We start from the raw sequence: 26407 nt of genomic DNA on the forward strand, positions 1-26407 counted from the left end.
CGCTGATGCAATTGAAAAAATATATCAGGATCTGGTTAATCACTTCATTGATGAAGAGATGAAGCACTGGAAACAATCCAGAATTCAATACCATTCTGGTGCAGCGGACTGATCCAGACCGCTTGTAGTATTGCAGAAGTGTTGATAGCCGCTGACCGTAGCCGTTCTACTGTTTAAGTTTCGGGTTGTGAGCGTAGTCGAAGAGTTATTGGTCCTTCCATAAAGTCAGTGTGCTTTGAGGGTAATGGTTGAGGCAGTGTTTGGAAGTTAGCTCGAAAGTTGGGTCAAGTTCTCCTAGTCGCCGCGTTACAACCTAGCCAAAACGAAGTTCTGTATGCTGATTGAGCAAAACAAAGCCCTCATTCTCCAGTTCTACAAAGCCTTTGACGATCGCAAAATGGAGCAAGCCTTAGAACTTTTGGCTCCAAATTTTGTGGCTCACTTGGCGAGTATACCTGAGCCATTAGACGGGGAAGGATTTAAACGGTTTGGGATGTCATTTTATTTAGCCTTTCAGCAGGGGGCGCACATCTTTGATGAGGTCATCGTCTCCGAAGATAAAGTGGTCACTTGTGGAAAATTCACCGCAACGCATGTTGGAGAGTTTCAGGGGCTTCCGCCTACAGGTAAGCAGATTAGCTTGTCTATCATGCATATTGATCGAGTGCAGAATGGAAAAATCGTAGAGCATTGGGGGCAGGGCGATGCCTTCGGATTGATGCAGCAGTTGGGGATCGTTTTCTTACCAGGTCCGAAACTATTGCCATATATCCTCAAGGGAGCTGTATCTAACCTGTTTAAGCAAGCCGAACGTAGTTGACAGCAGCAGAACAACCTCAATGCACCCGACCATCAAGGGAACACCAGCGAATCCAGGTTGTAATATGCGAAAGGACTTGATGAACTGCAAATCCCTTCCAGGTCTATTGGGCTATTTGACATGACATTTTCCATTCGAGAACTTGGCCCAAACGACCTGGCAATGGCGCAGCAGCTTTTCGAGATGTGGCGGCAAGAGGACAACGTGACTAAACCGCCGCCTTCGTCCGAAACTCTGCTGCGCTTGCTGTCACGCCCCGATTTTCACGCCGTTGCTGCATTGCACGAGGATGAAGCTATCGGCGGCCTAACAGCTTATGAGTTGGAGATGTATACCGAAGCGGCTACGGAATTGTTCGTCTACGAGGTTGGCGTCGCCGCCGCGCATCGACGGCAGGGCGTAGGACGTGCCTTGGTTGAGTTCGCCAGAAATCTATGTCGTTCGCGCAGCCTGAGCGCACTCTATATTCCTGCAATGGCTGATGACGCTCGTGCTGTTGCATTTTATCAAGCGATTGGGCTCAAGCGCGAAGATGTTGCGTGGTTCGTGCAGGAGTTCGAGGACAACTTATGAAAATTCACTCTAAACATGGGCCGCTATGGCTGAACTCACCAATAGCTGTCGAACAACAGCGCTGCACCGGAACGTAGCAATATACTCGGTTAAGTGGCAAAGGTTATCTGCGCCCGGTGAGCGCGATCGCTTGAATTCTCAATCGTTTGAGGCGTACTATAAAAAGCACGCTACTATTCGTTTTCAGCAATGCTTGCAAGCAACGTACAACACCTCCTCGCAAACCGAAAAATCAAGAGGTGCGATCGCAGTGTTTTGATCACACCCTTTCATGCCCTCGGTTCATCTCACACCCTTTGTCCAATTTAGTCCTAGTGGAAACTTAGCGCCATTATCCGCTAGGACTAGGTTTTGAGGTCGCAGCGGGGAAAGCGGCAGCGGTATCTTCGATACGTTACCCTGGTTGAGATTTAGTAGTCGCTATCTGCAACACATATCCCCTGGCACTTGATGCCATTGGTTGCTGTTCTCAGGCAATGGCGGCATAAGATCTCCTCAGAGCTTGATCCTGAATTACCTTCGCCGTCTTCATCCACCTGTAACGTGTTGTCTTTAACCGTTGCGATCGCCTCAACTGGATTCATAGTGCCTCGTTCTAGATCTACACCGTCTTGAATAATGCTAGCGAAATGGGCGGAATTGGCTCTTATGTATCCATCCCCCACCACAAGCAGTGGTGCTATACCAGTCGCCACGCGGCTCAACAGATACACTAATGGCGGTCATGTCTAAAGGGCATTGAGCCGAGATACGTGTAATTCTTTATCACATCGCCTTGAAATACAGGCTAGGTCCACACTCTAGCTTTTTGTCCTTAGCTGTAATTCGTGAAAACCTTGAATAGTACAGGTTTGGACTACTTATGACCTAAGTACTACTCAGAAATCAGTAGTACATACCCTATTTTCTAGTTTATCTGAAGCCTGAAACCCTAATTCTCTCGTTGAGTAGTTGTAGAGGGGCGCAACTATTCAACAGGATCAGCTATGTTCTATGCAAAAAGCTGAAAGCAAGACGCAACAAGGCTTTGATATCCATATGATAAATTTTTGTACGTATCTCGGCTCAATGCCCTCCTGCTCTCGGTTGACGTTATGCAAAACCAATTCATCAAAGCCTACTTCAATATCCTTTTGTAACCAGGCAATCTGCTGCTGCGGATCGGCTGAGATCCGAACGTGTTCATTTAGCTCTTCTGGTGCGACAAATTCTCCAGCGGCGTCAAACTGCTGCGGTGTTCGTAGCTGCGTCATCAAAACATTCTTAAAGATATTGTTGCACCATTGTTCGTGAGCTTTTTGACGAGCTATGTCGTCCGTGTGGTCGTAGGAAAGCTGCACTTTCAAAATCATGGGCTTTCCTTCCCCCCCTCCGCGTCGGAAAGCATCAACGACTCGTTTGAGTTTTTCGGGTGGGCGTGAAATGGTAATCAGCCCGTCGGCCCAGCTCCCCAAGCATTTGGCAGTTGCTTCTGTAACGGCTGCCCCAATAATTAGCGGTAGAGTGGTAGGGCGAGAATAAAGTTTGGCTTCTTCAACGCAAACCAACCCGTGATGGGTCACCCTCTCATTCAGCAACACCAAGTTACTTATGTTTCAACCAATTTTGTTGTTAATCCTGCCAAGTCACCAGAAACAGTTTTACCAACAATGTAAATATCAACATTGATAGTGCCGACTCGATAAACTTGAATCTTATTCAAGTTTGATTTTAAGGTTTCTATCAAGGTCTGAAATCGTCCTACCATTAATTTCTGATTCTCATCATGCCAGTCTCGTGCTTGAGCTAGGTTACGAAAAAAATACTCTAGTTCTATAATTTCAGCCGGAGAATTTTGTAAGTGGTCTGTAAGGCGGAGTAGCTTTTCGATAGTTAAAGGCTCTTGGGCTTGGCCTTCCCATAAAAATACTTCAAACGGGCAATCTGACTCACTTGTCATGAGCAGTCCCTCACTTGATTTTTTCAGTGATTCAACTACACTCATCTCACACTCTCTTTTATATCTAGATATTAGCTAGAAAACATAGTACCAAGATTAGTTTATTGTCAAATTCATTGAATTCAGAGTTCCTATTGATGTCGCAATTTTTGTTATAACTAACATTGTCCTAAGATGATATTTGATTTCATGGAGTATTCTAATCAGCTTAAACCAACCTTGTTTGCTATTAGTGGTCTCATAATCATGATTGGTGCCAGTCCTGCTTTTGGAGAGCTGATAGAGACCTCATCCGCCCCAGTTTTTCCAGTCATTGCAGATCCTAAAGATACTATTTGTCATATGCAGAGGCCAGACGGTATCATTCTGAAACTGGATGATTTGTGTGGAACTCCAGAGACCATTCAACCCTTATCTACAACTGATCAAAACTTCATCAGAGATTATAGAAGTTTATTGGAAACATATCCTGATGAAAGCCCTACTTTACTACCTCTAACTAGCAGCAATCCACAAGCGATCGTACAAAAAGCTAAAGATGTTTGTAATGCTCTCGATCTCGGTACTTTTATTGAATTTCGCAAAACTCAATCTCCTGCTGATATCAACACGATTAATGCAATCGCCCCTAGATACTATTGCCCAGGCTTTGATAACTAGTGCCAAGCTAATCAGTAGCAGAAGATCATATGTAAGTTTGAACGTAGATAGATCAACTGACAGGCTTGTGGCTCTAGGAGTTTTTAAGAGTTTGTTCTTGCTAATTTCTCAATTGAGTTGTAGAGCCCTTACTTTTGTAAGGGCTTGGAAGCGAGTTGAGCCAACGTTCAACTATTGGGTGGGGCCACTGTCTACTCTAGACTCAACTACAGATTGCACAGAGGAACTGACATTGGAGAGGAAGTTGTAGCCTGTTTTAGATTCAATAGCATCTACTGTGGTCCGGTAGGTTCCCCAGTCTGCATATCGGTTGCCATTCACATTCGGTGTGTCGATGGCAATCACACGAGTTGATGTTGTGACTCCTGTAGCTCCTGTGCCAGGATTGGTGACCACAATAATTTTGTAGAGTCGAGAAGGAACAGAAATTTTGCCTCCTGCGATGGTGCTTTGTTGACCATACCCTCCAGAGATAATGTAGAGTTCTTTACCCTGATTGGTCACTAGCGATCGCGCATAGCTCTCTAAACTCGCCCAGTATCCCTGATTATTATCAGGGGCTTGGGGCAAGATATTGGTCATTAAAAAAGTGGCAGAGTTATTAGTAATTGTATTAGTGCGATCGGCAGAAGGAGACATATGGCCGCGATCGTAACCACTACCTGTGTAATCGGAGCTAACAACTCGGTACCAACCACTGGGTAGAGTAGTGTCAGCACGAAAATCATCCTGACGGGGAGCGCTACCCAACCAAGAGTTATTTAATTGCCAGCTTACCCAGTTAGCAATCCGTTTAGAGTTGTTATAAGACAAGGCATACTGCGCTTTTTCCATTAAGTAGTTTGTGGAATTCGTAGTGCTCGTTGTAGCACCACTTGGGTTTCCCATTGTTAGATGTACTCCCGCAAAAGCAGGAAGTCCCTCACTCAATAAGATAGATAGAGGTAATACCCATAGAAACTTGTTTTTTAGCTTCGTCAATGATTTCGAAGTGAGAACTGGAAACATAGGAGTCAACAACTAAAAAATAAAATGCTGAACTGAGCAAAGCTGTTTTGGTTGCTCTTTGTTGAACTCTTGTGAGCAACCTTATAGAAACTAATTTACCAAGATTAAAATTAAGATAAGGGTTAGTTAAAGTTTATTCCTTACCTCAGAAATATTTGCAAAAATAGAAAAGGGAATTAGTTGTTGCTGGAAAAAATCTATAAAGAATTAACATCCTAAAATTGAAGGCTATTCAATTTTAGGAACTGAATATGCTATTTTGACGTTGCCAGATTTACAGGCCCCGCCAGTGGATAAATAGTAATAAATACCTTGCGCTTACTTTCAGTCTTAGATATAAAATCAGCTCGACTGCGCTTGAGCCACTTCTTTTTACTTAATGACAAAAGAGGAACAGTAGTTTTGTTAATAGCTCAATTTATTAATTAAAAGCTCCATAACTTCACTAAAGGTTTTAAGCTATTTGACACTTGAAATTTCCATCATAAAGTTTGCCAAAAGTAATCTAATAACTGCTGAAGAAGTTTATAGGAATAGAACTTAACCGCAAGTTATCTTTTTGCTTACGCTGCCTTAACTATGTAGGGAGCATAGCTCAGGTATTCTGTAGACGGTGAATTGATTGCAGTCAAGAACTGAAGAGCTGGCTGTTTCTAAAGAAATCATGGCTAAAGTATTTGATTTATTCTTAGTGGGGGGTCCTGTTATGTGGCCCCTTTTAGGTTTGTCTGTTGCCTCTGTTGCCTGTGCCCTGGAACGAGCTTGGTTTTGGTTCAAACTACTGCGGCAGGAAGACCGCATTGTCCATGATGTTTTAGAAGCTGCTCGCTACGACCTAGAGAAGGCGATGACGATCGCTCACCAAGCTCAAGATCTATCGATTGGTCGCTTCTTACTAGCACCCTTGAAACTAAACCAGCCCACTCCTGAAACATTTCGCTTAGCCATGGAAGCGGCTGGAGACAAAGAGTTTGTCAAAATGCGTAAGGGCGACAAACTCCTAGAGACTGTTGTGGGCATAGCACCGCTGCTGGGTCTGTTGGGAACTGTTACAGGATTGATCACAACTTTTGCCAACCTCAACATTGGGACTGGCGGTACCGCAGCAGATACAACAAAAGCCGCTGCGGGGATTGGCGAGGCGTTAATTTCGACAGCAACTGGAATGATTGTGGCGATCATGGCTCTGGCTTGCTTTCGGGTATTTGTGACCTTACAAGCTCAACAGATGGACTATTTCTCAGAAGCAGGCAGTGAGCTAGAGCTGATTTATCGGCAGTTTTGGTATGAACCGCACCAACCTAGCCAAACTTCACCAAAATATGCGATCGCCTCCCGCCCCACCGCTAACGATGCGGTCGTTTCAGTTGAAGGACACTAACTCAGCTAAGTTAAACACCAAGTTAGGCACAGAAAAAGATGCGATTTAAGTCTCGTCAGAACAGAGCTGAGATGCCAGAGTTAAATCTGCTTCCCATGATGGATGTGATCATGACTGTTCTGACATTCTTTATTATTGTCTCCATGACGCTGACCAATCAAAAAACAGTCAATATTACTCTACCCAGTGCTAATACCAGTACAGAACTGCAAAATACTCCTGATCCCCTGGTAGTGGGCTTGAATCGGCAAGGACAAGTCTTACTCGCTGACCAGCCAACCAATGAAGCAGCACTAGCGCAACAGATGCAAGCCTACTTGGTGCAAAATCCTAAGGGAGCAGTGATTCTGAAAGCAGATAGCAAGTTACCCTACGAACAGGTAGTAAAGTTGTTAGCAACCATGCGAGATGTGGGAGGCGATCGCGTTTCCCTAGCTGTGGATGAGAGTTAAGCGATCGCCTGAGAACTTCCCAGAAATCGTTTCAGAAATTGTTAGGAGCATTGAGCAGAGTCACTGAGAACTTAGTTACATCGGAGAACTAGTCCAAACGGTGACAATAGTTCCAGTGCCATCTTTGGTTGGTACTAAATTCAGGTAGCCCGTGAACTTACCCTTCTGAATTTGATAAAGCAATCCTCCCCCATACTCACCTGAAGAATTGGCTGAAATCGTAAAACCGTTACCTTGGAGAGTAGGCGTTATGGTGCTAACGAGAATTTGCTCAGGCGTTTGCCCTCGGACGACCTTTAGATCGCCGTAGATCTCTGAGTTGGGAGTTGGGGTAATCTCAAAGCCTTCTGCATCAACACCACCTAAACTCTCATAAAACCTTTCAGGCTCTGTGAAATCCTTAGGAGTGGCGTTGATACTGTCAGCAAAGTCCTCACCATTAATGCCTGCCGCTCCAGTTTCGGGAACTAGTTGTGCTAAAACATTGCCCAACTCAACCGGAACTTCTACAGCTTTTTTCAGCTCGTCTAAAGTGCGGGGCGCATCAGCGAGAACATAGACAGTTCCAGTTCCCTCAATCTCAATCAAGCTGAGATACTGGGTCAAACCTGCTCGCGAGAATTGATAAACTTTTCGCTCTGTTTCGTCTATTTCTAAGCGCTGCTCATACTGTTTGGCTGGCAGCTCTTTTTCAAAATAAGCCGCTACTTTAGCGAGAGGATTACCTGTCTGAAAGCAAGAAGGAATATCGAGACAGCCAGCCTTAGCGCCTGGAAAGTGTGGAAAATCCTCTAACGGGTTGGTAGCGGTGGGTGCGAGTGCCTCTGCATCTGTGGGTGCGGTTGTCTCCGTAGGTGCAGGCGTAGGGCTAGAAGTAATAGGCGTGGGGTCAGCCACTACCGCTTGAACGGGTTCAAGCGGTAGTGGTTTAGCAATAGCTGGAATGATCGGTTGGGATTGGGCTGTGCGAGCGATCGGTAGACGCACTGCTTTTGGCATAGTTGCCAGAGTTTGCGGTACAGGTTTTTTAGCGGTTGGCTTGATACTCGAAGGTTTCGTTGTGGGGGACAGCTGGGTGATTTTGACAGTTTTTTCAGATTTTGGAGCGGTAGCCTTATGGTTGGCAGCTGTAGGGATTAACAAAAGTAGCCCATGTAGACCAAGAGAGATCAACAACATTGGTCGAACCAAAACTCGCAAAGAATCAGAGAGATTTTTGTTGGTATAAGCTTGGATCATGGACTTAGGGTAACTACTAATTACTGAAGAGACCAGAGAATTTTTGAGCTAAATAAATTCAAAACTAACTCAAAATTCTATCTTTGGTTAAAGCAAGTTTAGCTAGGAATTAAATTAGGATTTTCTGAAGTGTTTTTAAGAGTTGTGCTTCACTCACTTGATTGTGCAAAGCATGTAGTTATTTGTTCAAAGTCTAAGAAATTAAAGTAACTATTCGGTGCGGTAGCTCTACCTCCTCTGGTGCTTGCAGAAGTTGAGGTTTATTTGATAGCTCAGAAAATCTTATCGAAAAGTATATCAATGAATTTAGTTAAGAAGGTTAAGAATTGAGTTGAAAAATAGCCAAAAATCTAAAGATTAAACAGTTTTTCAACCAAATTTAACTTACTCTTATCTATCCATTTACTTAAACTTAACTGGTCAAATTGTACGGTTGTCAGTGGTTGACCAAGCACCGATCGCTGCTGATATTTCCTGATTGAGGACAAGGCAAATATGGTTGTTTTTACGACCGCTTTTCGTCGTACAGTTGTTGCCTCAGTTGCAACGGTTTCTCTTACATTTGGCCCGCTTTCGACTGCGATCGCCCAAGCATTAACCTTAAACGGCGCAGGTGCTACTTTTCCCGCCCCGCTTTACGAGCGGTACGCTGCCGAAATCAAAAAGAAGTATCCTGACATGCAAATTAACTACCAAGCCATTGGTAGTGGTGGCGGTGTTCGCCAAGTCATTGCTGGCACGGTTGACTTTGGTGGTAGCGATGCAGCCATGACCGATGCCCAAATGGCAGAGGTAAAAAATGGTGTGCTGTTGGTTCCTACAGCAGGCGGTGCAGTTGCAGTTGTTTATAACCTCCCTGGTGTTAATAACCTGAAGCTTTCTCGTAAGGTTCTACCAGCAATTTTTTCAGGCCAAATTACTCGTTGGAATGACCCTAAAATTGCTGCTGACAACCCCGGTGCCAAGCTACCTGATCAGCCAATTAAAAGTGTTGTGCGGGCAGATGGTAGTGGTACAACTTTTATCTTCACCAATCACTTGAGTGCGATCGATCCTTATTTCAAAGGTCGGGTGGGGGTCGGCACAGCTCCAAAGTGGACCACCAATCCCATCAAAGGTAAGGGCAATCCTGGAGTTGCCGCTCAAGTCGCTCGGACCACTGGTGGCATTGGCTATGTTGAGTACGCTTACGCCAAGCAAAACAAGCTGCAAACGGCCCAAGTGCAGAATAAGCAGGGAGCGTTTGTTTCTCCCTCGTTAGAAACAGCCAACAAAGCGCTAGCGGCAGTTAAGTATCCCGACAACTTCCGCGTCTTTGAAGGAGACCCTGCGGATGGCTATCCGATCGCAGGTCTCACTTGGCTGATGGTGTACAAGCAGTATTCAGATCCTGCTAAAGCTGAGGCCGTCAAAAAGATGGTGGAGTGGGTTCTAACAGAAGGCCAAGATCTCAATGATGATCTAGACTACACCCGAATTCCTAAATCTGTGGCTGATCGAGCTAGAGCTGTAGTTAAAAGCAATGTGAAGTAGATTGCGCTTCAAGCAATCAAGTTGTCATCAACTACAACTACTGTGAGGGCATCTTCAACAGAGATGTCCTCTGTCTCTTCTATAAACCTTTCTTGGCTTAGCCTGACTCAATCTCTTCATCTATGTCTGACTCAGCTGAATCGGTTGATAAGTTCCTCAAGGCCGCTACGAATCCTTCCTTAGCGCTGCTACTAGATCCAGAAGCTACTGTTCCTGATCTCAAACTTGCTCGGGGACAAAACTTTTGGCTCGACCAAAGCTTCACTTGGTTAGTCAGAGCTTTGGCTCTGGGAACAGTCTCTACTTTACTGTGGATAGGTTGGGTCATCTTTCAGCAAGCACAACCCGCTATACAGCGATTTGGCGTTGGATTCCTGTGGAGTCAAGATTGGGATGTAGGTGAGTTGGTGTTTGGAGCATTGCCCTACATCTATGGCACCCTGGTCAGCTCTGCAATCGCCCTATTGCTAGCAGTACCGATTGGCGTTGCGGTGGCTCTAGTCACGAGCGAAGATTTTTTGCCTCTTTGGGTGCGATTGCCCTTTGCTTTTATCTTGGAGTTATTAGCTGCTATTCCTAGCGTCATTGTGGGTTTATGGGGAATCTTTGTGTTGATCCCCTTCCTCCAACCTATTCAGCAGTGGCTCTATCAACTATTAAAGTGGCTGCCCTTATTCAGCACAGAACCCTTTGGACCCAGCTTATTGGTGGCAGGGATCATCCTAGCCATCATGATCTTGCCCACGATCGCGGCGATTAGTCGAGAGATATTGCTAGCCCTTCCCCAGGAGCTTCGCAGTGCTTCAATGGCCTTAGGGGCAACTCGGTGGGAAACGATTGTGGGTGCGCTGCTACCTACAAGTGGGTCTGGAATTTTAGGTGCAGCTACATTGGCTTTGGGACGCGCTTTAGGCGAAACGATGGCAGTGACGATGGTAATTGGCAATTCTCCTCAAATTAGCCTGTCTCTTCTAGATTTGGGTTATACCATTCCAGCGGTTCTAGCCAATGAATTTGCTGAAGCTTTAGATGCACTACATGTCGGAGCCTTGATGTACTTGGCCTTGATCCTGTTTGTGCTAACGCTGCTCGTCAATGTTGCAGCGGTGCTGATGATTCAAGTAGTCAGTCAGTCTCGTCGATAAATTCTTATGTCAACGAATTCAGTTCCCACTCCTCCACCCTCTATAGAAGCCAATTTTGTAGATACACTCAGTTGCCCCCTCTCGCTGCGTCGAGTGCTCTTCAGTTATGGGATGACTGCGATCGCCTTCAGTTTAGCGGGACTAGCGCTCCTGCCACTACTCGCAATTTTGGGCAAGATCTTGGCCGAAGGAGTTCCTGCATTTAAGTGGGAAATGCTAGTATCGCTGCCCGCTCCTGCTGGAGTTGTAGACATGCCCAATGGATTTGCCCATGCCATTCTAGGCACCTTGACAATGGTAGGCTTGGCTTCCTTGCTCAGTATCCCAGTTGGCATCTTGACCGCAATCTTTTTAGTAGAGTTTAAGGCGGATGTGGCTTGGGCCAAGATCGTGCGCTTTATGACGATAGTTCTGAGCGGTGTACCTTCCATTGTCGTGGGCGTGTTTGCGTATGGTGTGATTGTCCTAACCACTCGTAGCTTTTCTGCGATCGCAGGGGCATTTGCACTAGCTGTGATTATGTTACCTATTGTGGTGCTTACCACGGAAGAGGCTTTGAAGCTGGTGCCTGTGTCTCAGCGCTTAGCTTCCGCTGCTTTGGGAGGTAGCCAACTGCAAACCACCTGGCGCGTTGTTATCACCTCAGCTTTACCAGGCATTACTACGGGTATTCTGCTTGCGATCGCTCGTGCAGCAGGAGAAACAGCTCCTCTTCTGTTTACAGCCTTGTTCAGCCAAAACTGGCTGGAAGGTTTGACAAGCCCTACCCCCTCCCTATCAGTACTCATTTTCAACTATTACAACGAGCCTTACCCCGAACGGAGCCAATTAGCTTGGACAGCTTCGTTGGTGTTGCTGTTACTTGTGGTAGTTACCAGTCTAATCTCACGTTTTCTCACCCGTAGTCGCCTGAAGCTTGGCTAAATTATGTCGTTTGATCTCCCTGAACCTGCAGTAGATGCTAGCACTCACCAAACCCTTCCTACCTCTCAAAATGTTCTACAACCTTTGATTCCTGCTTTTGATGTGGTTGGTCTCACCTTCGCTTACGGCAATCATAAAGTTTTGGAGGATGTGACGATCGCAATTCCTCCAAGACAGGTGACAGCAATCATTGGCCCTTCCGGATGTGGCAAATCAACCTTTATTAAGGCGTTGAATCGCATTGCTGAGTTGGAAGGAAAAGTTCAGGTCAAAGGTCGTGTCGAATTTTTTGGCCAAAACATCTATCATTCCCGTGTCAATTTGAACCAGCTACGACGGCAAATTGGCATGGTCTTTCAAAAACCCAACCCTTTCACCATGAGCATCTTTGAAAATGTAGCTTATGGCGTGAAATTGCTGGGACGACCCTCCAGAACTAAGTTAGATGAAATTGTCGAAGGTGCTTTACGAGGGGCGGCTCTCTGGGATGAGGTCAAAGATAATCTCAACAAATCTGCTTTAGGATTGTCTGGGGGTCAGCAACAGCGGCTTTGTATTGCTAGAGCCTTAGCAGTACAGCCAAGAATTTTGCTGATGGATGAACCTTGCTCCGCCCTCGATCCGATCGCCACGATGAAGATCGAGGAATTGATCAGCAGTTTGCGCCAGCACTTAACGATTGTGATTGTCACTCACAATATGCAGCAAGCCTCACGTATTTCCAACTCCACTGCATTCTTTACGACAGATGAAACACGTATCGGTCGTCTAGTAGAGTTTGGTCCTACTGCAAGGATCTTCATGGAGGCCAGCCATCCTAGCACCCGTGACTATATTGAAGGACGATTTGGCTAAACAAGTTGTTAGTATTCTAGACCTGTGGCTCACCATGCTTGAAACTAATCTAGGGTATTGGCTTCTGAAAAGTTACCAACAGATCTAGAACACCACCCAAAATCTAATTAAGCCAAGGTAAAGTTTGAGGTTCTTGCATTCATCCCCTCAATTGCAGTGGAGGCTTCCAGGTCACTGATGCCAGAGATTGCATTGATAGCCTCTTCACCCAAGAGGAGGCTGCCTTGTCCTAAGGAAGTGGCGAGATTAATAACATTGATGACTTGATCAAGATTGATCCAATCATCAACAACATTGAGGAGGCGATCGCTATCTAAGTTGAGAATATTTTTTATGGCAGTCGGATCAATCTCTCCTAGGAAATTAAAGGCATCAATAATCTCATCTCTCACGCCTGATAATAGCAGCGGATTATCATCGACGATGCCCAAAACATCATCTTCCAGTCGTTCAAGGGCTGTTTCAAAATCATTCGAGCCTGTTTGTTTAAAGATTGATGTCCCTTCTACCGTCGGCGCTGGTTCTACATCCAGCAAATCAAGAATTGTGGGCGCAATATCAATGCTGCGAACTCTTTCAAGGTCAGAGAGCGCGTTTGCATTAAAATCAGGTCCAATTGCCAGAAAGCTCGCTTGCATCTCTGTAAGATTCGGGTCATACCCATGTGCACCATAAAAGCTGGGTACGGAGAAGATGGGTTGTTGCTCTCCTGGAGGCACCTCATTGCCTTTGCGCTGGACTGATGGCTGAAACCCGTCGAAGTTGTAGCCCAAGCTTAGGAGGGCAAACACATCGCCCGTGTCTTGGCCGATGAATTGGCTGGTAGCGTTGATAATATCCTGAGCCGTGGGGTTACTAGGGATGGGGCGTTGGTAGATCTTGTCGAACAGAGCAATGTCTTCCTCTGAGGCATAGATGAAGTTTTCATCCTGCAAGCCTCTCAGCGTGCTTACAACTTGTTGTTGCAGTGCCTGGTATTCGCTGGGTTCAACAGTACCGTTTGGTTCACGCCCTTTCAGGTTAATGTAAATGTTCACCGCTGGTCCACTGGTCGCTGCTCGGACCTGATTCAAGTCAAACTCAGCGTTGGCCAGAATGTTATTCATATTGACGGCAGTATGGAACGGCGCAAATCCGTGGTCAGAAGTGATCACGATGTTGCTGTTTGGCACCCCAGCTTCATCGACTCCCACGGCGTCAATCACACGCTGTACAGCATCACTGGCAACTTGATAAGCATGCAAAACATAGTCTTGGAAGCGATCAACCTGAGCCGGATCTTGCCCCACACCAATAGAGTTAGGGTTACTGGGGTCTGTGGCTTGGCGGGGGTCCGTCAACAAGAATTGGTGCTGAGCCCCGTCGGGTTGCTCTAGATAGCCCAACACCAAATCGGCATCAGGATTTTGCTGGATGCCTCGCAACAAGACATCTGTCTGGTACTCCACAAAGGTGTCAATTAAAGCTTCATCTGCACCTTCTAATTCGAGATCCGGGAAGGTTTCAAGCCCTGGTGAGATACGCTGAGCAATGCGGAAGTCGGGCTGGGGTCGCCAAAATCCAATTGTGTTATTGATGTCGTTCACATCGGCAATCACTGCTGGATTATCAGCGGGGCGGGGAATGTAATTCGCAGAGGTCCGGATGAGGCGAACTGTAGAGAGATCAGTAGCCAGATTTGTGAGAATAAAGGAGGTACCGACCACGTTATTACTGCCCTCAAAGAAGAATGGGCGAATCGTTTGGTTGTAGGGATTGAGAAAGGCCGATCCGGTTGAGGGGGCGTTAGACATTGGTTCAATACCACGATTGGCATCGAAGACAACCGCTTGGTTGTAATTCACCACTCGGTCGTCTGTGGTATCAATCGCTGCAATTTGCAAGTCATAGGCATTGCTGCTACCTCCAGTAAGGCTTCCTCGTCCCTGAGCAGGAATGTCTTCTAACTCAGCAACTTTGACATCGCTGAATGAGGCCATCCCTAGCCGTGCCAGCTCTTGTGCAGCTGCTTCTGGAGCAACCGTGAAGTCTGCTGCATCCAAGCTAAATCCTTTGGCACCAAGGCCGCCAAAAGCACCAAATGGGACCGTGTAATCCACCGTTCGGATATCGCTGGACTGGATGATAGGGGCAGGATCAACTCCTGGTAAGCGGATAGTGGCTCCATCGGCACCAGGGAATGTCGCTGCAACTACTTTCTTACCCGCTTCTCGTAGCTTTACCCACAAGGGCTCAGCAGTCAAAGTTTCATCCTCGTGTGCTCCATCTAGGTGCAACGCATCATAGCCACCGATAGGAGCACCGAAGCCGCTGATATTGGTGTTGAAGGGGCTTTTAATAAGATGGAAGGAGTTGGCATTAATATCATTTCGAGCAGCACTTGAGCCCGTTGCGATCGCAATATGACTCGGTGCTGTCAAGGAAGGTGTCACGACAGTGCTAGGAACAAATACACCTTCTCTAGCAATCAGACCAAGCCCTGTATTGGGATTGAGTTGTTCTGTCTCCACATAGTTCTTGAGAATGGAGAACGTTGCGCCATCTAATGAAATGACAATATTTTGAGGAGCCATAGTTATCCTAATTAACGCGGACTGCCTTATCCTGAGGTGTTAGAAACGAAATTAGAGCATTAATTCACCGCTCTCGTCGATTCAAATATTGATGGCTCTTGAGGCTGAGCCAACCGCAATTTACAGTTCAATCACCTTGTCAGCATTACTGATGAGGTGATTGAACTCATTCATCTTCGCAATGGCGAACTAGGCAAAGACAAAACTCTCACTTGCCAGAGTATTAGCTTGAACTCCTGTGAGAACTGCAACAGCCAAGGGGAAATCGCTGACCACAATCCGGGTATCAGCACCAGTTTGGATGAGAGATAAGTCTTCAAACTCAGACACGCCAGATAGACCAGAGATGCCAATGACATCGGTTCCTGCTCTAAAGTCGCGAATCAGATTGCCAGAATTAGGTAGGCTACCAAAAGCGATCCAGAACTGATCTCTACCCTCACCGCCAATCAAGGTATTGCCGCCTGTTCCAGCAAACAAAATATCGTCTCCGTTGTCTCCAGCGAGGCGATCGTTAAAGCCGCCAATCAGGATGTCATTACCATTGCGGCCATAAACTCGATTGCTTCCTTGTCCTGCGGACGCATCGAGCAAGTCAGCGCCATTGCCACCAAACACAATTTCATCAGTGGCAATATCGAGGACATCCCCACCCGCTCTGGCAAATCGGGGGGTACGCGCTGGCAGAGCTTCGGCTTGCTCTTGGGGAATGGGAGGGGCAGGAAGTGGGGCCGCTCCTTCAGTAATCGCCGCATACATGGTTTGATAGATGTGAACTTGATCAACAAGCCCTTCAATTCCTGGAACCTGTTCTCCATAAGCTTGATAACCCTGCCCCACTAGACTATCAAGGACTTCAGAGCCATCACCTTGGTAGTAGACCGGGACGGGACGGTTCGTGTGGGACCCCCAGCCATATTTAATGTCAGGGTCAGAGCCGAAATAATGCCCGGCTGATTCAGGCGTATGCTCCTCATACGTTAAGGCTTCTGCACCCTTTGCTTGCAAGAGTTCAGGAAAGTTTTCATTCAGGGTCAGGTAATGGTCGTGGTCAGCGGTGACAATCAAAAGGTTTTCTTCGAAGCCCCCGTTGTCTCCGATCCAGTCAACTACATTACTAACAGCTCGGTCAAACTCCAGGGTTGTGCCAATGAGATTGTCCAAGTTGTCATCGTGTAAGCTCCAGTCGATGTCGCCTCCTTCGACCATCAACCAGAACCCATCTTGATCCTCTTCTAAAACTTCCAGAGCCGCAGTGGTGAGATCGCTCAGCGTTGGGTTCTCATTGCGCTCAGTTGCAATGAATTGTTCCTCTGTTTCACCGGGCGCAAGCGGACGCTCAATATCGGGTTCTGGAATTTGATCCTTCTCATCTCCAGAGGTCGAAGCAAACAGCGAGAATTGGTCTAAACCTGTGAAACCATAATCCCCATTGGCACTGGGAACAGGTAAGTTCCCATTTTGTCCTCGGGCTCCATATAGACCCAAAAGCCGCTCTCCAGCGTCGGGATCAATTTCTGCGGCAGTTTCTAGCAACGTTTGGGCAGCATTCGTTCCTCGTTCTAAGAAGTTATAGCCATAAAGGTTGCTGTTAGGATTGTTGCTCAGCTCTTGATAAGTTGACTCAGTAATGAACGTAAAATCAGGCTCAACCCCCTCCGGCAGAGCAGCTTCGTCTACGCTAGATAGGGGATGTCCTCCTCCGAGCAGAACGGTGGGTTGGTACACTCGCAGTTCTTGCTGCAAGATGTTATCTAGCCCTGGGAACTCATCGTCGTACTTACTACGACGGTTGACATTAGCAGCAGCAGCCCCAGGCGTAGCATGATCAATGGGTACAGAAGAGACGAGACCGGTAGACTTACCGAGTGTGTTGGCCGTTGCCAGAATTGTTTCTAGAGGTTGTTCGAAAATATCAACGCCCACTGCGTTGTTGTAGCTCTTAACCCCCGTGTAAAGAGTTGTGGCTGTATTAGCAGAATCGGGATAGCTGTACTTGATGTACTCTGGATCGCTCCCTGGCGTCCAGGGAAGCTCACCACCCCGTTCTGGGTCATAGCCCACTAAGTTACCCACGACTCCTGCCTCTACTGTTGCCCCACCAGAAGAGCGAGTGCCTGGATTGAAGGCTGGGTTGAATTCGAATCCAGGGCGAATCGGGGTAGAACCGGTTAGTGGACTGTCAGAAGCTGGTGGAATCGGACCTCTTAAAAGCTCTTCACTGTTCAGCCGGGCAGAATTTCCGGTACTGTAAACGCCTTCCTGGTTGGGAATAGTCGTGCCGTAAGTTGTCGCAATGGCATAATTCTTCAGCCCTTGAAAGCTGAGCCCCTCACCCTTACCTTCTGTATAAAAATCACTCAGCTTAGTGCCAATTTGTCCTTGTTGAATTTGCTTCGCGATCGCCGCAGCGCGAGCAGGTTCCCAACCCATCCCATCACCAATCATGATAATGACGTTCTTAGCCATACAAATTTCCGTGATCCGTGATTAGAGTAAAAAACGAGAGTGCCTCTAAAAAATAAAAATGATTTTTTACTTAGAGTTAGAGGAATTCCAATCGCAACTTTGATTTGATAGGTGCCTACCCTGAGAAATAAGCCCCATGCAAAAATTGACACTCAGAAATTAAGAAGCTTTTAAGCGCGATTTAAGTAGTGATGAATTAAGGCTAGAACTAGCGCAATGTTTCTAAATCTATATCAATGGAGGAACAATCAGTTCGAATCTGCAATGACGAGCTGAAATCCATCAAAATGTAGACGTATTGCTTTTTATACAAATATCTTCAAGACTATTTCCTAGCTAGAAATAAGTAATGCACTGAGCCTTTCAAATACGTTAAAAGATTTGTCATTATTCTCTAAAAACATATGATTTGAGCAGATAAATACTAAGTGTATTGCTCAAAAAATAAGTAAATTTATATACCCAGAAATAGATCAATATGCTATTGTTTTACTAAAAAATTTTCTTACAATTAACAAAAATTAGAAGCCCCTTAAAAAGGGATGAAGGTCAGCTTTAATGCTGTGCCTCCCTCAAAACGAGCGCTTAGACTTACGATGGTAGGGCAGGCTCAACTTACTTACGTTAGGTCACGATATGTCAGCTCAAGGACCCACAAGCGGCGAAGCAAAAGAAGCTTATAAACTAGCTTTGTTTCAGGCCGCCGAAAAAGCAGCCAGGATAGTTGAAGAATCTTTGTCTTCTAGCGAGACTGACACTTCTGAGAAATCCAAGAAAGCTGAGGTTAAGAGGGCACTGGAGTTACTGGCCATTGTAGAAGGAGGGGAGTCAGTTCAGAGCAGCGATTCTCTTTCAAGCACAACTTTGTCACTCTAAACAACGCAATTCTTGAAATCGCTTTAGATTAGCTGCGTTTGTAATTCTGCATCAAACTTGTAGTGCATCCCGTTTCTCGGTTAGCGCGATCGCTCTTAGATCACTGTTTACGCGATTGATGATGTCAGTTTATTGTCATTCGCTGCTACTAGGCTTGCTTCCACGGAGCGTGGTTTTCACCTTCTGTGACGCTGAGTTAAACAGCTGTTGCATTCCAGGTAAACCATTGCTTGCGGATTTGGGAAGATACTGGAACAGCTCTTTAACTCAAAGGAAGTAAAACTACTAGTAGGGCGATCGCTTACCTTCCAGAACTTGGTTGTCGCACGGCACGTAATAGCTCCCCAGCTTGCAGAACCAACCAGCAATAGATGGTTGCACGATGAAAAAACAAACGATTTAACTGAGTTCCGGCTTCAGCCATAAGAGGGCACCGACTAAAACTCTTTGTCGTTGGCAGTCTACTTCCGTCACAGCCCAGTGAATCGGCTCTCCCTGCTTTTGCAATTCAGCCTCAATCACTCGTTCCAGTTCTAAAGCTGAATCCTGTAAAACCACTTCTATGGTGATTAAGCAGCTAGTCATACTCTGCCCTCCCAGTTAGTGCTCATTGCCATTATTGTATGGTTAGCCCTCTGGCTCCAGAAGCAAAGTACGCTACACCTAAACGACGGGAAGGAGACGAACCATTCGATCTCATTATTCTGGACCTCATGCTACCGTTCATTAGTGGATTGGATGTGTGTCGTTTCATTCGCCAGCAGAGCCATTCGACGCCAATTCTCATCCTCAGTGCGAGAACGGCAGAAGCTGATATTGTCGTGGGATTAGAAGTGGGGGCTGACGATTATTTGACCAAGCCCTTTAGTCTCAGGGAACTCATTGCCCGGTGTCGAGTTTTGCTGCGTAATTATCAGGGTTTTGTCGTTAAACCCAAAGAACAAGTCCTGAGATTTCAAGACCTAGCTCTAGACCGTCAGCAGTGTCGGGTCACACTATGAGGGAAAGAAGTCACAGTCTCCCCGAAAAAGTTTGGGCTTTTGGAGATATTTATGAAGCATCCAGGTCAAGTCCGATCGCGCGAGGATTTACTGGAGCAGGTTTGGGGGTTGGACTTCATGGGAGATTCCAAAACCGTGGATGTCCATATTCGTTGGTTGAGAGAAAAAATAGAGACTGACCCTAGCAGCTCTCAATACATCCTCACAGTCCGAGGGTTTGGCAATCGACTTGGTTAATTGTTGAAGTCGCGATGTCAGCCTCAACACCGAACAGGCATCGAAAACGAATAAACTTACCATATTCTCTTTATTTAGACAGAGAATAGACTAGCCGAACATCTTTAAGCTTGCTAACAACCAAACTCGTTGGACGGTAAAAGTGGAAGATGAAATAGAGAAGCTATTAGCGCAACAAGCTGAAACAATCGCAAGACTCAAGGACTTGCTGGGTCAGATTCGCGGTCTTGTGAGCCGATTTCAAGCCCTTAAGCAAGAAAATGAGTTACATCACCCCTTTTGTGGTTGTTGCAACGAGCAACAAGGCAAGTAGCGCTCAGCGAGTAGGAACGGATCCACTAGCGATCGCCCCTCAAATTGCAGCTCTGACACCTCTAGATAACGTTGAACTGCCTGCAAGCTTCGATGCCAGGATATCTCTTAATCACCCGCAGCGGTATCCCGCGCTACTCATCTGAGTTAAAGCCGTGCGTCTGAAACTGTGAGCGCTAACTCTCAACAGTCCCAAGCGATTGCAGTATTTTGATCAGGCTTTTCACTTAATGAAACCAGATGATATCCGGCGTCGCTTGGGGACACAACTGAAATAAAAACAATGGCTCCTCACCATTATTAATGACTCCATGCACACAGCCCATAACTCTCAGGATGGGCAGCACCTTCCATCAGCAGGAACAGCGCCACTTTCAGGTGCCTTGACCTGAGATTGTGCCATTAACTGGCCTCATACATTGTTTCAGCCGTAACTAACAAAAGTTTCGCAATCAATCGCCCTCCCTTCCAGCTTCGCCTTGGTATAGTAATGAAGAAATTTCGGTCACTAAGGCTAGAAAGCTTATAAATAAAAGCTTTCAGCCGTTGGCTCAACTAGATACTTAATGGCTCAAACTGTCTGACTTTTGACTGTTTCTGGTGTAAAGGTAGCGAAAGGATACCGTTGATTACTTCCAGCGACGAGGGGAATAATCTCATCAGCCGAGACGTTTCTAGAGCGTCATTATCTGCGTTTAGAAACGTCTCGGCTGATGAGGTTTGAGTGCTGATGGATGAACTTACGCCAGTTTCGTTTCCACTTCTTTCAGCCGTCCCGTTGCTAATCAAACGCAAAGTTTGGGCACTTTTATGGTGTATTGCAGCAGCCAAAACTATGAAACGTCGTCATTTTCTCTGCACTGGCTTATTAGCTGTTGCTGGTTGTACGACCGCCACGCGCACCTCAACGAAGCAAGCTTCTACGTTAAAAACGATCAGCCAACCGGAGAAACTGCGCTTTGCAGTATCAGATGTGAAAGGACTTGAGGATTTGCAGAAAGACTATGGAGCCTTGCAGACTCTCCTAGAGGAAATCTTAGAGAAGAAAATTGAATTTTTTCCTGTAGAAAGCTACATTGCTGCTGCTTCTGCACTTCAGCTTAATCAGGTTGATTTGGTGTTTACGGGTCCATCAGAATATGTTGTGATGCGTGCCAGAACAAAGGCCATTCCGATCGTCGCGATCGAGCGTCAGAAATATTACTGTGTCATTGCAACACAAGTAGGCAGCGGGATTCAGTCGGTTGCAGAGTTAAAAGGTGATCAGACGATCGCCCTGTGGGACGTTGGTTCAACCAGTGGTCACTTAGGACCAACCAAACTACTGATTGATGCCGGCTTAGATCCCAAAACAGACCTCAAAATTCAGTTCTTGGGCAAGCAAGGATTACCTGCGCTTCAGAACGGCACCGTTGCTGCTTGGGGTGGCTCGGTCAGCCGCTATGACAAGTTTCTCGAGTCTAACGGACTGTCTGAAAAAGACTTTCCGATTCTGGCTAAGGGGCCTACCTTACCGGCTGATCCATTTGTGGCAAGCAGCCAGCTCGATCCAGCTTTTGTGGAGCAAATTCAGCAGCGACTGTTGCAAAACCAGGACCGGATATTGAAGGCGATCGCCCCTGCGGATGGCAACAAGTTTGAGGGGGCCAAGATGGTGCAGGTGAATGACACCGACTACAACATGATTCGTGATGTTTATAAAGCCATTGGACAGGGCAACTCTGTTTCTTGATCGAGACCACTTTTTACCATCTTGCTTAAATGCCAACTCCGCTGCCTGCAACCAGCTATAAGGCTAGCTTTTTATGCTATTTCAAGCAATCCAACGTTTTGTAAAAAGAACGGACAGCCCTTCTGTACTTTCCTCCATTGAGTACACTCAACAAACGCCTTTGCTCAAACGGCTGAGCCAGCATTGGAGCGTTGCACACAAAATCAGTGCTGGCTATGCTTTGTCAATTGGGATAGCTATCTTGGGCACAACCATTGGGTTGGTGAGCGGAAATTACTATCAGGAAAAAGCTCAGCAAGAACAAGCGCTGACAAGCCAGCAGCAACACCTTTTGAGTGAGCTAGAGAACACGGTTAATCTGATTAGGATTCATCCGCAACGGCTGATGGGGGTGTTGGGAGAATCGGTCTGGTTTGACTATGAAAGAACTAAGTTTCTGGGTTCAATGAATCAGGTGAAAGCCCTGCTCGTCGAATTTGAGTCTTTCACCGACCAACATGCTGCTGCATTAGCGATTGATGCCCAAGCATCAAAGGACTTAGCAAAAAGCTATACCGTTCACATTGAGGCTTATCGGCAACTGACAGAAGTTCTGTGGCAGCAGTTGCAGCCTACAGATTTAACGGCAACAGAAATAGCCGCCGCACAACAACAGCTTCTAGCGTCGCTAAGAAGCCCGTCCTCCAGCAAAACCAACATTGAACTAGACCGCTTGACCGAGAGCTTGACTCGGCTTAAAGCTGATGCCAAAGCGCAACATGAGCAAGCGATCGCTCAGGTGGCACAAGCTGAAGCACTGCGGATGCAAATTGTTGTAGGCAGTATGCTGCTCTCTGTGATCATGGCAGTAAGGCTAGCGGTCACTACTTCACGCGCGATCGCCCGACCGCTTCAATCAGTGACCGAGTTTGCTAAAGCAGTGGTTCAAGAGTCCAACTTTAAGTTGCAAAGCCCAATTAGCACCCAGGATGAAGTAGGGTCACTGGCAACGTCATTGAATCAATTAGTGCAGTGGGTTGGAGAATACACCAGTGCCTTAGAGCAAGCTCGTCAGACAATGGAAAAGCGGGTTGAGGAGCGTACGCAAGATTTAACTGAAGCCCTGCAAGAACTTAGACAAACTCAATCACAATTGATTCAAAGTGAGAAAATGTCTAGTTTGGGTCAGCTAGTGGCTGGTATTGCCCATGAAGTCAACAATCCCGTCAGTTTCATTCACGGAAATCTCAAACACGCTGATGAATACTCCCAGAATTTGTTGGGGTTGATTCAACTCTATCGGCAACAAAACTCACATCAAACGGCGGCTGTGCAAACCTACGTTGAGGCGATCGACTTAGATTTTATTGAGGAGGATCTGCCTAAGCTCTTTGCCTCTATGAAAATGGGGACGGAACGCATTCGGCAAATTGTATTGTCATTACGCAATTTTTCTCGGCTGGACGAAGCCGAAATGAAACCTGTTGATATTCACGAAGGCATCGAAAATACACTGCTCATCCTCGATAATCGTCTGAAGCAAGGCATTCGCCTGATTAGGGAGTATGGGACTTTGCCATTGGTAGAATGCTATCCAGCCCAGCTTAACCAAGTATTCATGAATTTGATTGCAAACGCGATCGACGCCCTAGAAGAATACCAGGTGACCGATACAGCATGCAGTATGGACAACGCTCAAGCCTCAGTTCTCCATGCCCAGCCTTCAGTCCCTAGCATCACCATTCGCACGGAGCAAGTAGATCAGCATCACGTTTCCATTCAGGTTTGTGATAACGGTCCAGGCATTTCACCTAACGTTCAAGCGAAGCTTTTTGATCCCTTTTTCACAACAAAATCGATTGGTAAAGGCACAGGGCTAGGGCTCTCTATTTGCTATCAAATTATTGAAAAGCATCGAGGAGAAATCAAGGTGATTTCAGAAGTGGGACAGGGCACAAAGTTTGTCATTTTGCTGCCGCTGCAAGGGGTATGAACATTGTTCTTGCGACTTGGAAGGTTAGGCTCAAAGAGATAAGAGTTCTAAGCAGGCATGATCACCCTGCTTGACTGACAAAACTAAGAAGCTGGGAAGTGAGTGAGAACACTGAACTCGCGCTTAAATGCATGATATTCAATACTTGCTGTTGAAGTATGCATAGACTTATCTATAGCGAGTGGCTAAGCTTCAAACTGATTGCTTTATTGGGAGCACTTTCCAAATTGGGGTTGGCTTACCTGACCTTGACGGCAGTCCTTGGAGCATTGACAGGGCTATATTTTGCCCTCTTGCTCGGTTTTGTGGTCTACCGCTTGGGAAACTCTAGGAACGATGATGAAGCAAATTTGATTCTTTCTTGTACGCTAGGGGGTTGGCTTGTTACCCTCTTACCGCTAGTCTTGGTAGCTAGCGTCGCAGTTTTTTGCAACCAGGAACCTGCGAGTTGCAGTTATCCCGTTTCATCTTCCGTAGCTGGCTGGGCCGTTTTAGCCGTTGGGGCTGTCCCATTCTTAGGGGCCGTCCTAGGAGCAGTGACATACTGGCGATCGCTAAGAAGGCGGCAATAGACAAAGTAAGAACTCGCTAGTTTAGGCATCTTACAGACCTGCTAAAGCTTGAAATTTTACAAAACTGAGGATAGCCCGATTAAGCGACCTTGACTGCGTCGCTTCAACCACAATCGACAAACTTCATCCACAAGTTGCTGCTCTTCAGCCGTCAATAACTCATCTGGTGTATCAGCAGCCAGAAGCTTAGCCACTTGTGCGGCCCGGCCCTCAGGTATGGCTCGATGAATCAGTTCGGCCCGAAACAAAAGTTCTTTACGCTCCATCGACCAACTAAACTCGTTTGACACGAACCAACCCAATCCGGAACAGGCAACTCCACGACTTGCTATTCATCCTTGCTGATCCCCCTCAGATGAGCAATCTTGACTAAGGAGGAGACTGCGGGGGTTACTTCTGTGCCACAGCAATACTTTTAGGACAAGGAATTGAACTAGAGAAGCTATTAGGGGATAGCGACAGGATACGATACTGTTGGCGAATCGACCAGAGAAAAATCAATCACTAGAATCTTATTTTTAAGAAATACTGGGTAGACTGGGTCGCTCCTAAGCTTGGGAGAGAAAATCTTAGGAAGACCATTTCCTGAGGAGGGTCTATCCATGTCGCTTCAACCTCAAGCCGTTCCTCCTATCCCTGAAGAAACTGCTCGTGTAGCTCGTGCTGCCTTTCCCAAAGGTAACCGCTATATGCGGATGCGAGATGAACTAGGAGTCTTTTTTAGCGATCAAGATTTTGCTCTGCTATATCCTAACTGTGGGCATGCTGCCGAGACTCCGTGGCGACTTGCGTTGATTACCATCATGCAGTTTGCTGAGAACTTATCAGACCGTCAAGCAGCCGACGCTGTTCGCGCTCGAGTTGACTGGAAATATGCGCTGTCCTTAGAGCTAACCGACATCGGATTTAACTTTTCAGTACTGAGTGAGTTTCGAGATCGACTCCGAAATAGTGGTACAGAGCAGCAACTACTGGAGATCATGTTGCAGCAACTTCAACAAAAGGGATTGCTGAAAGCGCATGGACGACAACGGACAGACTCGACACATGTCATTGCAAGAGTTCGAGATCTTACCCGTTTAGAATTGATTGGAGAAACACTCAGGTATGCTCTCAATACTGTTGCTCACGAATTCATCAAGCTCTAAAAGACAAAGAACTCACGCCTCAGCAGCATATCGTTGATCAAGGGTATACATCTGCACATTTATTGGTAGATAGCCAACAAAACTTTGACATTGATTTATTAAGCCCGGTTGCACTGACTAGTGGATGGCAAGCCAAAGCAAAAGATGGTTTTGACTTATCCCACTTTGAGATTGATTGGAAACGGAAAGTGGTTCGCTGTCCTAATCACAAGCTCAGCCATTTATGGACACCTGGAAAGGACTATTATGGCAAACCCATTATCCACATTGAGTTTAAGCGTTCGGTTTGTCTCAAGTGTCCTTTGCGCTCCCAATGCACCCGTGCCAAGGGACAACCGAGAACCTTAACCATCAAGGTTCAAGAAGAATACCAAGCTTTAGAAGCAGCCCGTGTGCGGCAAACAACCGAGGAGTTCAAGCAACAATATGCCATTCGAGCAGGGATTGAGGGGACGATCTCTCAAGGAGTTCGTTCATTGGGTTTGCGGCAATGCCGTTACATTGGATTCAGTAAAGCCCATTTTCAGCATCTTGCTACAGCGGCTGCGACTAATTTAGTACGAGTCATCGCTTGGTTAGAAGGTATTCCTCTTGCTCGGACACGGCAATCTCATTTTGTAAAACTAGCACCAGTCATCGGATAAAACTTGACGCTATGGATTTTTCTCTGGTCGATTCGCCAACAGTATCGTATCCTGTCGCTATCCCTCTTATAGGAAAATGGCCTTTTTACACAAATCGTTGCAGACCTTCAAAACCGCCAGGGTCGGGTTCTATAAAAAGCGAGCGCTCCTACTTCTACCTAGCAGGGCGATCGCTTACCTTTTGAAACTTGATTTTACTTTACCTTGTATCAGACTCCACCTAACGGCCCTGCATCAAATCGGTACAAATTCCTTAGTGTCCCTTTGCATCAACGCTAGATATGATTGACGAATCCTTCGCGTGCCCTTGAGAACTTAAGATAAAACTCAGTTGGGGATTGA

The 26407-nt window shown here is 46.4% G+C and carries 25 protein-coding genes and 2 pseudogenes; 18 read left to right on the forward strand and 9 right to left on the reverse strand.

Features of this window, described 5'->3' with window-relative positions; genetic code table 11:
- Positions 1-334: 334 nt before the first annotated feature.
- The 3 genes from H6F90_RS13200 to H6F90_RS13210 all read left to right on the forward strand — a co-directional run bounded on the left by H6F90_RS13200 (position 335) and on the right by H6F90_RS13210 (position 1652).
- Positions 335-820 carry an ester cyclase gene (locus H6F90_RS13200; RefSeq protein WP_190552920.1) on the forward strand — a complete coding sequence of 162 codons (486 nt, stop codon included), beginning with the start codon at positions 335-337 and terminating at the stop codon, positions 818-820.
- 120 nt (positions 821-940) lie between these two features.
- Positions 941-1393 carry a GNAT family N-acetyltransferase gene (locus tag H6F90_RS13205; RefSeq protein WP_190552921.1) on the forward strand — a complete coding sequence of 151 codons (453 nt, stop codon included), beginning with the start codon at positions 941-943 and terminating at the stop codon, positions 1391-1393.
- A 25-nt stretch (positions 1394-1418) separates the two neighbouring features.
- Positions 1419-1652, forward strand: a complete 234-nt coding sequence (locus H6F90_RS13210) for a hypothetical protein (RefSeq protein ID WP_190552922.1) — start codon at positions 1419-1421, stop codon at positions 1650-1652.
- A 151-nt stretch (positions 1653-1803) separates the two neighbouring features.
- Here H6F90_RS13210 and H6F90_RS13215 read toward each other — a convergent pair whose 3' ends face one another.
- The 3 genes from H6F90_RS13215 to H6F90_RS13225 form a co-directional block, all read right to left on the reverse strand.
- Complete coding sequence (locus H6F90_RS13215; RefSeq protein WP_190552948.1) at positions 1804-2088, reverse strand: hypothetical protein; 285 nt, start codon at positions 2086-2088, stop codon at positions 1804-1806.
- A gap of 285 nt (positions 2089-2373) precedes the next feature.
- A complete protein-coding gene (locus H6F90_RS13220) occupies positions 2374-2955 on the reverse strand; it encodes an LLM class flavin-dependent oxidoreductase (protein ID WP_199295905.1) in 582 nt (193 codons plus the stop codon).
- Between the two features lie 26 nt (positions 2956-2981).
- Complete coding sequence (locus tag H6F90_RS13225) at positions 2982-3377, reverse strand: nuclease A inhibitor family protein (RefSeq protein WP_190552923.1); 396 nt, start codon at positions 3375-3377, stop codon at positions 2982-2984.
- Between the two features lie 144 nt (positions 3378-3521).
- Here H6F90_RS13225 and H6F90_RS13230 point away from each other — a divergent pair, with 144 nt between their 5' ends.
- Positions 3522-3992: a DUF732 domain-containing protein gene (locus H6F90_RS13230; RefSeq protein ID WP_190552924.1), complete on the forward strand. Its 471-nt coding sequence runs from the start codon at positions 3522-3524 to the stop codon at positions 3990-3992.
- A 171-nt stretch (positions 3993-4163) separates the two neighbouring features.
- Here the strand turns inward: H6F90_RS13230 and H6F90_RS13235 are convergent, their stop codons facing one another.
- Positions 4164-4880 (reverse strand): DNA/RNA non-specific endonuclease, encoded by a 717-nt coding sequence (locus H6F90_RS13235; protein WP_242024460.1) that lies wholly within the window; start codon positions 4878-4880, stop codon positions 4164-4166.
- 826 nt (positions 4881-5706) lie between these two features.
- Between H6F90_RS13235 and H6F90_RS13240 the strand changes: the two genes are divergently transcribed.
- Together H6F90_RS13240 and H6F90_RS13245 are read left to right on the forward strand one after the other, a co-directional pair.
- A complete protein-coding gene (locus tag H6F90_RS13240) occupies positions 5707-6381 on the forward strand; it encodes a MotA/TolQ/ExbB proton channel family protein (protein ID WP_242024461.1) in 675 nt (224 codons plus the stop codon).
- 71 nt (positions 6382-6452) lie between these two features.
- Positions 6453-6833, forward strand: a complete 381-nt coding sequence (locus H6F90_RS13245; protein ID WP_199295906.1) for a biopolymer transporter ExbD — start codon at positions 6453-6455, stop codon at positions 6831-6833.
- Between the two features lie 75 nt (positions 6834-6908).
- On the opposite strand, the gene H6F90_RS13250 is transcribed toward H6F90_RS13245, so the two are convergent.
- Positions 6909-7832 (reverse strand): hypothetical protein, encoded by a 924-nt coding sequence (locus H6F90_RS13250; protein WP_190552927.1) that lies wholly within the window; start codon positions 7830-7832, stop codon positions 6909-6911.
- Positions 7833-8567: 735 nt separating this feature from the next.
- Between H6F90_RS13250 and pstS the strand changes: the two genes are divergently transcribed.
- The 4 genes from pstS to pstB all read left to right on the forward strand — a co-directional run bounded on the left by pstS (position 8568) and on the right by pstB (position 12529).
- Complete coding sequence (pstS, locus tag H6F90_RS13255) at positions 8568-9605, forward strand: phosphate ABC transporter substrate-binding protein PstS (RefSeq protein ID WP_190435336.1); 1038 nt, start codon at positions 8568-8570, stop codon at positions 9603-9605.
- Positions 9606-9727: 122 nt separating this feature from the next.
- Positions 9728-10750, forward strand: coding sequence for a phosphate ABC transporter permease subunit PstC (pstC, locus tag H6F90_RS13260; RefSeq protein WP_190552928.1), 1023 nt, complete (start codon positions 9728-9730; stop codon positions 10748-10750).
- Between the two features lie 6 nt (positions 10751-10756).
- Positions 10757-11674, forward strand: coding sequence for a phosphate ABC transporter permease PstA (pstA, locus tag H6F90_RS13265; protein ID WP_190552929.1), 918 nt, complete (start codon positions 10757-10759; stop codon positions 11672-11674).
- Positions 11675-11758: 84 nt separating this feature from the next.
- The gene (gene pstB / locus H6F90_RS13270) at positions 11759-12529 is read left to right on the forward strand and encodes a phosphate ABC transporter ATP-binding protein PstB (protein WP_370588013.1); all 771 of its coding nucleotides are present in this window, start codon (positions 11759-11761) and stop codon (positions 12527-12529) included.
- A gap of 107 nt (positions 12530-12636) precedes the next feature.
- On the opposite strand, the gene H6F90_RS13275 is transcribed toward pstB, so the two are convergent.
- Both H6F90_RS13275 and H6F90_RS13280 read right to left on the reverse strand, forming a co-directional pair.
- A complete protein-coding gene (locus tag H6F90_RS13275; protein ID WP_190552931.1) occupies positions 12637-15102 on the reverse strand; it encodes an alkaline phosphatase family protein in 2466 nt (821 codons plus the stop codon).
- A gap of 189 nt (positions 15103-15291) precedes the next feature.
- Positions 15292-17571 carry an alkaline phosphatase gene (locus H6F90_RS13280; protein WP_190552932.1) on the reverse strand — a complete coding sequence of 760 codons (2280 nt, stop codon included), beginning with the start codon at positions 17569-17571 and terminating at the stop codon, positions 15292-15294.
- A gap of 636 nt (positions 17572-18207) precedes the next feature.
- Between H6F90_RS13280 and H6F90_RS13285 the strand changes: the two genes are divergently transcribed.
- Positions 18208-18447, forward strand: coding sequence for a hypothetical protein (locus H6F90_RS13285; protein WP_190552933.1), 240 nt, complete (start codon positions 18208-18210; stop codon positions 18445-18447).
- A gap of 399 nt (positions 18448-18846) precedes the next feature.
- Here the strand turns inward: H6F90_RS13285 and H6F90_RS13290 are convergent, their stop codons facing one another.
- Positions 18847-19032, reverse strand: a complete 186-nt coding sequence (locus H6F90_RS13290) for a hypothetical protein (protein ID WP_190552934.1) — start codon at positions 19030-19032, stop codon at positions 18847-18849.
- Positions 19033-19070: 38 nt separating this feature from the next.
- Here H6F90_RS13290 and H6F90_RS31535 point away from each other — a divergent pair, with 38 nt between their 5' ends.
- From H6F90_RS31535 to H6F90_RS13315, 6 genes and pseudogenes are all read left to right on the forward strand, one after another.
- Positions 19071-19448, forward strand: a complete 378-nt coding sequence (locus H6F90_RS31535; protein ID WP_370588012.1) for a response regulator transcription factor — start codon at positions 19071-19073, stop codon at positions 19446-19448.
- Between the two features lie 12 nt (positions 19449-19460).
- Positions 19461-19685 (forward strand): annotated as a pseudogene (locus H6F90_RS31540) (helix-turn-helix domain-containing protein); the annotation flags it as partial.
- Positions 19686-19945: 260 nt separating this feature from the next.
- A complete protein-coding gene (locus tag H6F90_RS13300; RefSeq protein WP_190552935.1) occupies positions 19946-20143 on the forward strand; it encodes a hypothetical protein in 198 nt (65 codons plus the stop codon).
- A gap of 689 nt (positions 20144-20832) precedes the next feature.
- Positions 20833-21729: a phosphate/phosphite/phosphonate ABC transporter substrate-binding protein gene (phnD, locus tag H6F90_RS13305; protein WP_190552936.1), complete on the forward strand. Its 897-nt coding sequence runs from the start codon at positions 20833-20835 to the stop codon at positions 21727-21729.
- A gap of 73 nt (positions 21730-21802) precedes the next feature.
- The gene (locus H6F90_RS13310) at positions 21803-23701 is read left to right on the forward strand and encodes an ATP-binding protein (protein WP_190552937.1); all 1899 of its coding nucleotides are present in this window, start codon (positions 21803-21805) and stop codon (positions 23699-23701) included.
- A 158-nt stretch (positions 23702-23859) separates the two neighbouring features.
- Positions 23860-24273, forward strand: a complete 414-nt coding sequence (locus tag H6F90_RS13315) for a hypothetical protein (protein WP_190552938.1) — start codon at positions 23860-23862, stop codon at positions 24271-24273.
- A gap of 56 nt (positions 24274-24329) precedes the next feature.
- Here H6F90_RS13315 and H6F90_RS13320 read toward each other — a convergent pair whose 3' ends face one another.
- Positions 24330-24563 (reverse strand): hypothetical protein, encoded by a 234-nt coding sequence (locus H6F90_RS13320; protein WP_199295907.1) that lies wholly within the window; start codon positions 24561-24563, stop codon positions 24330-24332.
- Between the two features lie 312 nt (positions 24564-24875).
- Here H6F90_RS13320 and H6F90_RS13325 point away from each other — a divergent pair.
- Positions 24876-26065, forward strand: a pseudogene (locus H6F90_RS13325) (transposase).
- Positions 26066-26407 lie beyond the last annotated feature (342 nt).

This window comes from Trichocoleus sp. FACHB-591, from assembly GCF_014695845.1.
Lineage (GTDB): Bacteria > Cyanobacteriota > Cyanobacteriia > FACHB-46 > FACHB-46 > Trichocoleus.

What these genes read in the sequence shown, in the direction of transcription:
- pstC (WP_190552928.1), top strand. Translation starts at nt 9,728, where the DNA reads ATGTCTGACTCAGCTGAATCGGTTGATAAGTTCCTCAAGGCCGCTACG.
- H6F90_RS13230 (WP_190552924.1), top strand. Translation starts at nt 3,522, where the DNA reads ATGGAGTATTCTAATCAGCTTAAACCAACCTTGTTTGCTATTAGTGGT.
- H6F90_RS13310 (WP_190552937.1), top strand. Translation starts at nt 21,803, where the DNA reads ATGCTATTTCAAGCAATCCAACGTTTTGTAAAAAGAACGGACAGCCCT.
- H6F90_RS13280 (WP_190552932.1), bottom strand. Translation starts at nt 17,571, where the DNA reads ATGGCTAAGAACGTCATTATCATGATTGGTGATGGGATGGGTTGGGAA.
- H6F90_RS13245 (WP_199295906.1), top strand. Translation starts at nt 6,453, where the DNA reads ATGCCAGAGTTAAATCTGCTTCCCATGATGGATGTGATCATGACTGTT.
- phnD (WP_190552936.1), top strand. Translation starts at nt 20,833, where the DNA reads ATGAAACGTCGTCATTTTCTCTGCACTGGCTTATTAGCTGTTGCTGGT.
- pstA (WP_190552929.1), top strand. Translation starts at nt 10,757, where the DNA reads ATGTCAACGAATTCAGTTCCCACTCCTCCACCCTCTATAGAAGCCAAT.
- H6F90_RS13315 (WP_190552938.1), top strand. Translation starts at nt 23,860, where the DNA reads ATGCATAGACTTATCTATAGCGAGTGGCTAAGCTTCAAACTGATTGCT.
- H6F90_RS13285 (WP_190552933.1), top strand. Translation starts at nt 18,208, where the DNA reads ATGTCAGCTCAAGGACCCACAAGCGGCGAAGCAAAAGAAGCTTATAAA.
- H6F90_RS13275 (WP_190552931.1), bottom strand. Translation starts at nt 15,102, where the DNA reads ATGGCTCCTCAAAATATTGTCATTTCATTAGATGGCGCAACGTTCTCC.
- pstS (WP_190435336.1), top strand. Translation starts at nt 8,568, where the DNA reads ATGGTTGTTTTTACGACCGCTTTTCGTCGTACAGTTGTTGCCTCAGTT.
- H6F90_RS31535 (WP_370588012.1), top strand. Translation starts at nt 19,071, where the DNA reads ATGGTTAGCCCTCTGGCTCCAGAAGCAAAGTACGCTACACCTAAACGA.
- H6F90_RS13205 (WP_190552921.1), top strand. Translation starts at nt 941, where the DNA reads ATGACATTTTCCATTCGAGAACTTGGCCCAAACGACCTGGCAATGGCG.
- H6F90_RS13225 (WP_190552923.1), bottom strand. Translation starts at nt 3,377, where the DNA reads ATGAGTGTAGTTGAATCACTGAAAAAATCAAGTGAGGGACTGCTCATG.
- H6F90_RS13290 (WP_190552934.1), bottom strand. Translation starts at nt 19,032, where the DNA reads ATGACTAGCTGCTTAATCACCATAGAAGTGGTTTTACAGGATTCAGCT.
- H6F90_RS13210 (WP_190552922.1), top strand. Translation starts at nt 1,419, where the DNA reads ATGGCTGAACTCACCAATAGCTGTCGAACAACAGCGCTGCACCGGAAC.
- H6F90_RS13250 (WP_190552927.1), bottom strand. Translation starts at nt 7,832, where the DNA reads ATGCCAAAAGCAGTGCGTCTACCGATCGCTCGCACAGCCCAATCCCAA.
- H6F90_RS13300 (WP_190552935.1), top strand. Translation starts at nt 19,946, where the DNA reads ATGAGTTACATCACCCCTTTTGTGGTTGTTGCAACGAGCAACAAGGCA.
- H6F90_RS13200 (WP_190552920.1), top strand. Translation starts at nt 335, where the DNA reads ATGCTGATTGAGCAAAACAAAGCCCTCATTCTCCAGTTCTACAAAGCC.
- H6F90_RS13235 (WP_242024460.1), bottom strand. Translation starts at nt 4,880, where the DNA reads ATGGGAAACCCAAGTGGTGCTACAACGAGCACTACGAATTCCACAAAC.
- H6F90_RS13240 (WP_242024461.1), top strand. Translation starts at nt 5,707, where the DNA reads ATGTGGCCCCTTTTAGGTTTGTCTGTTGCCTCTGTTGCCTGTGCCCTG.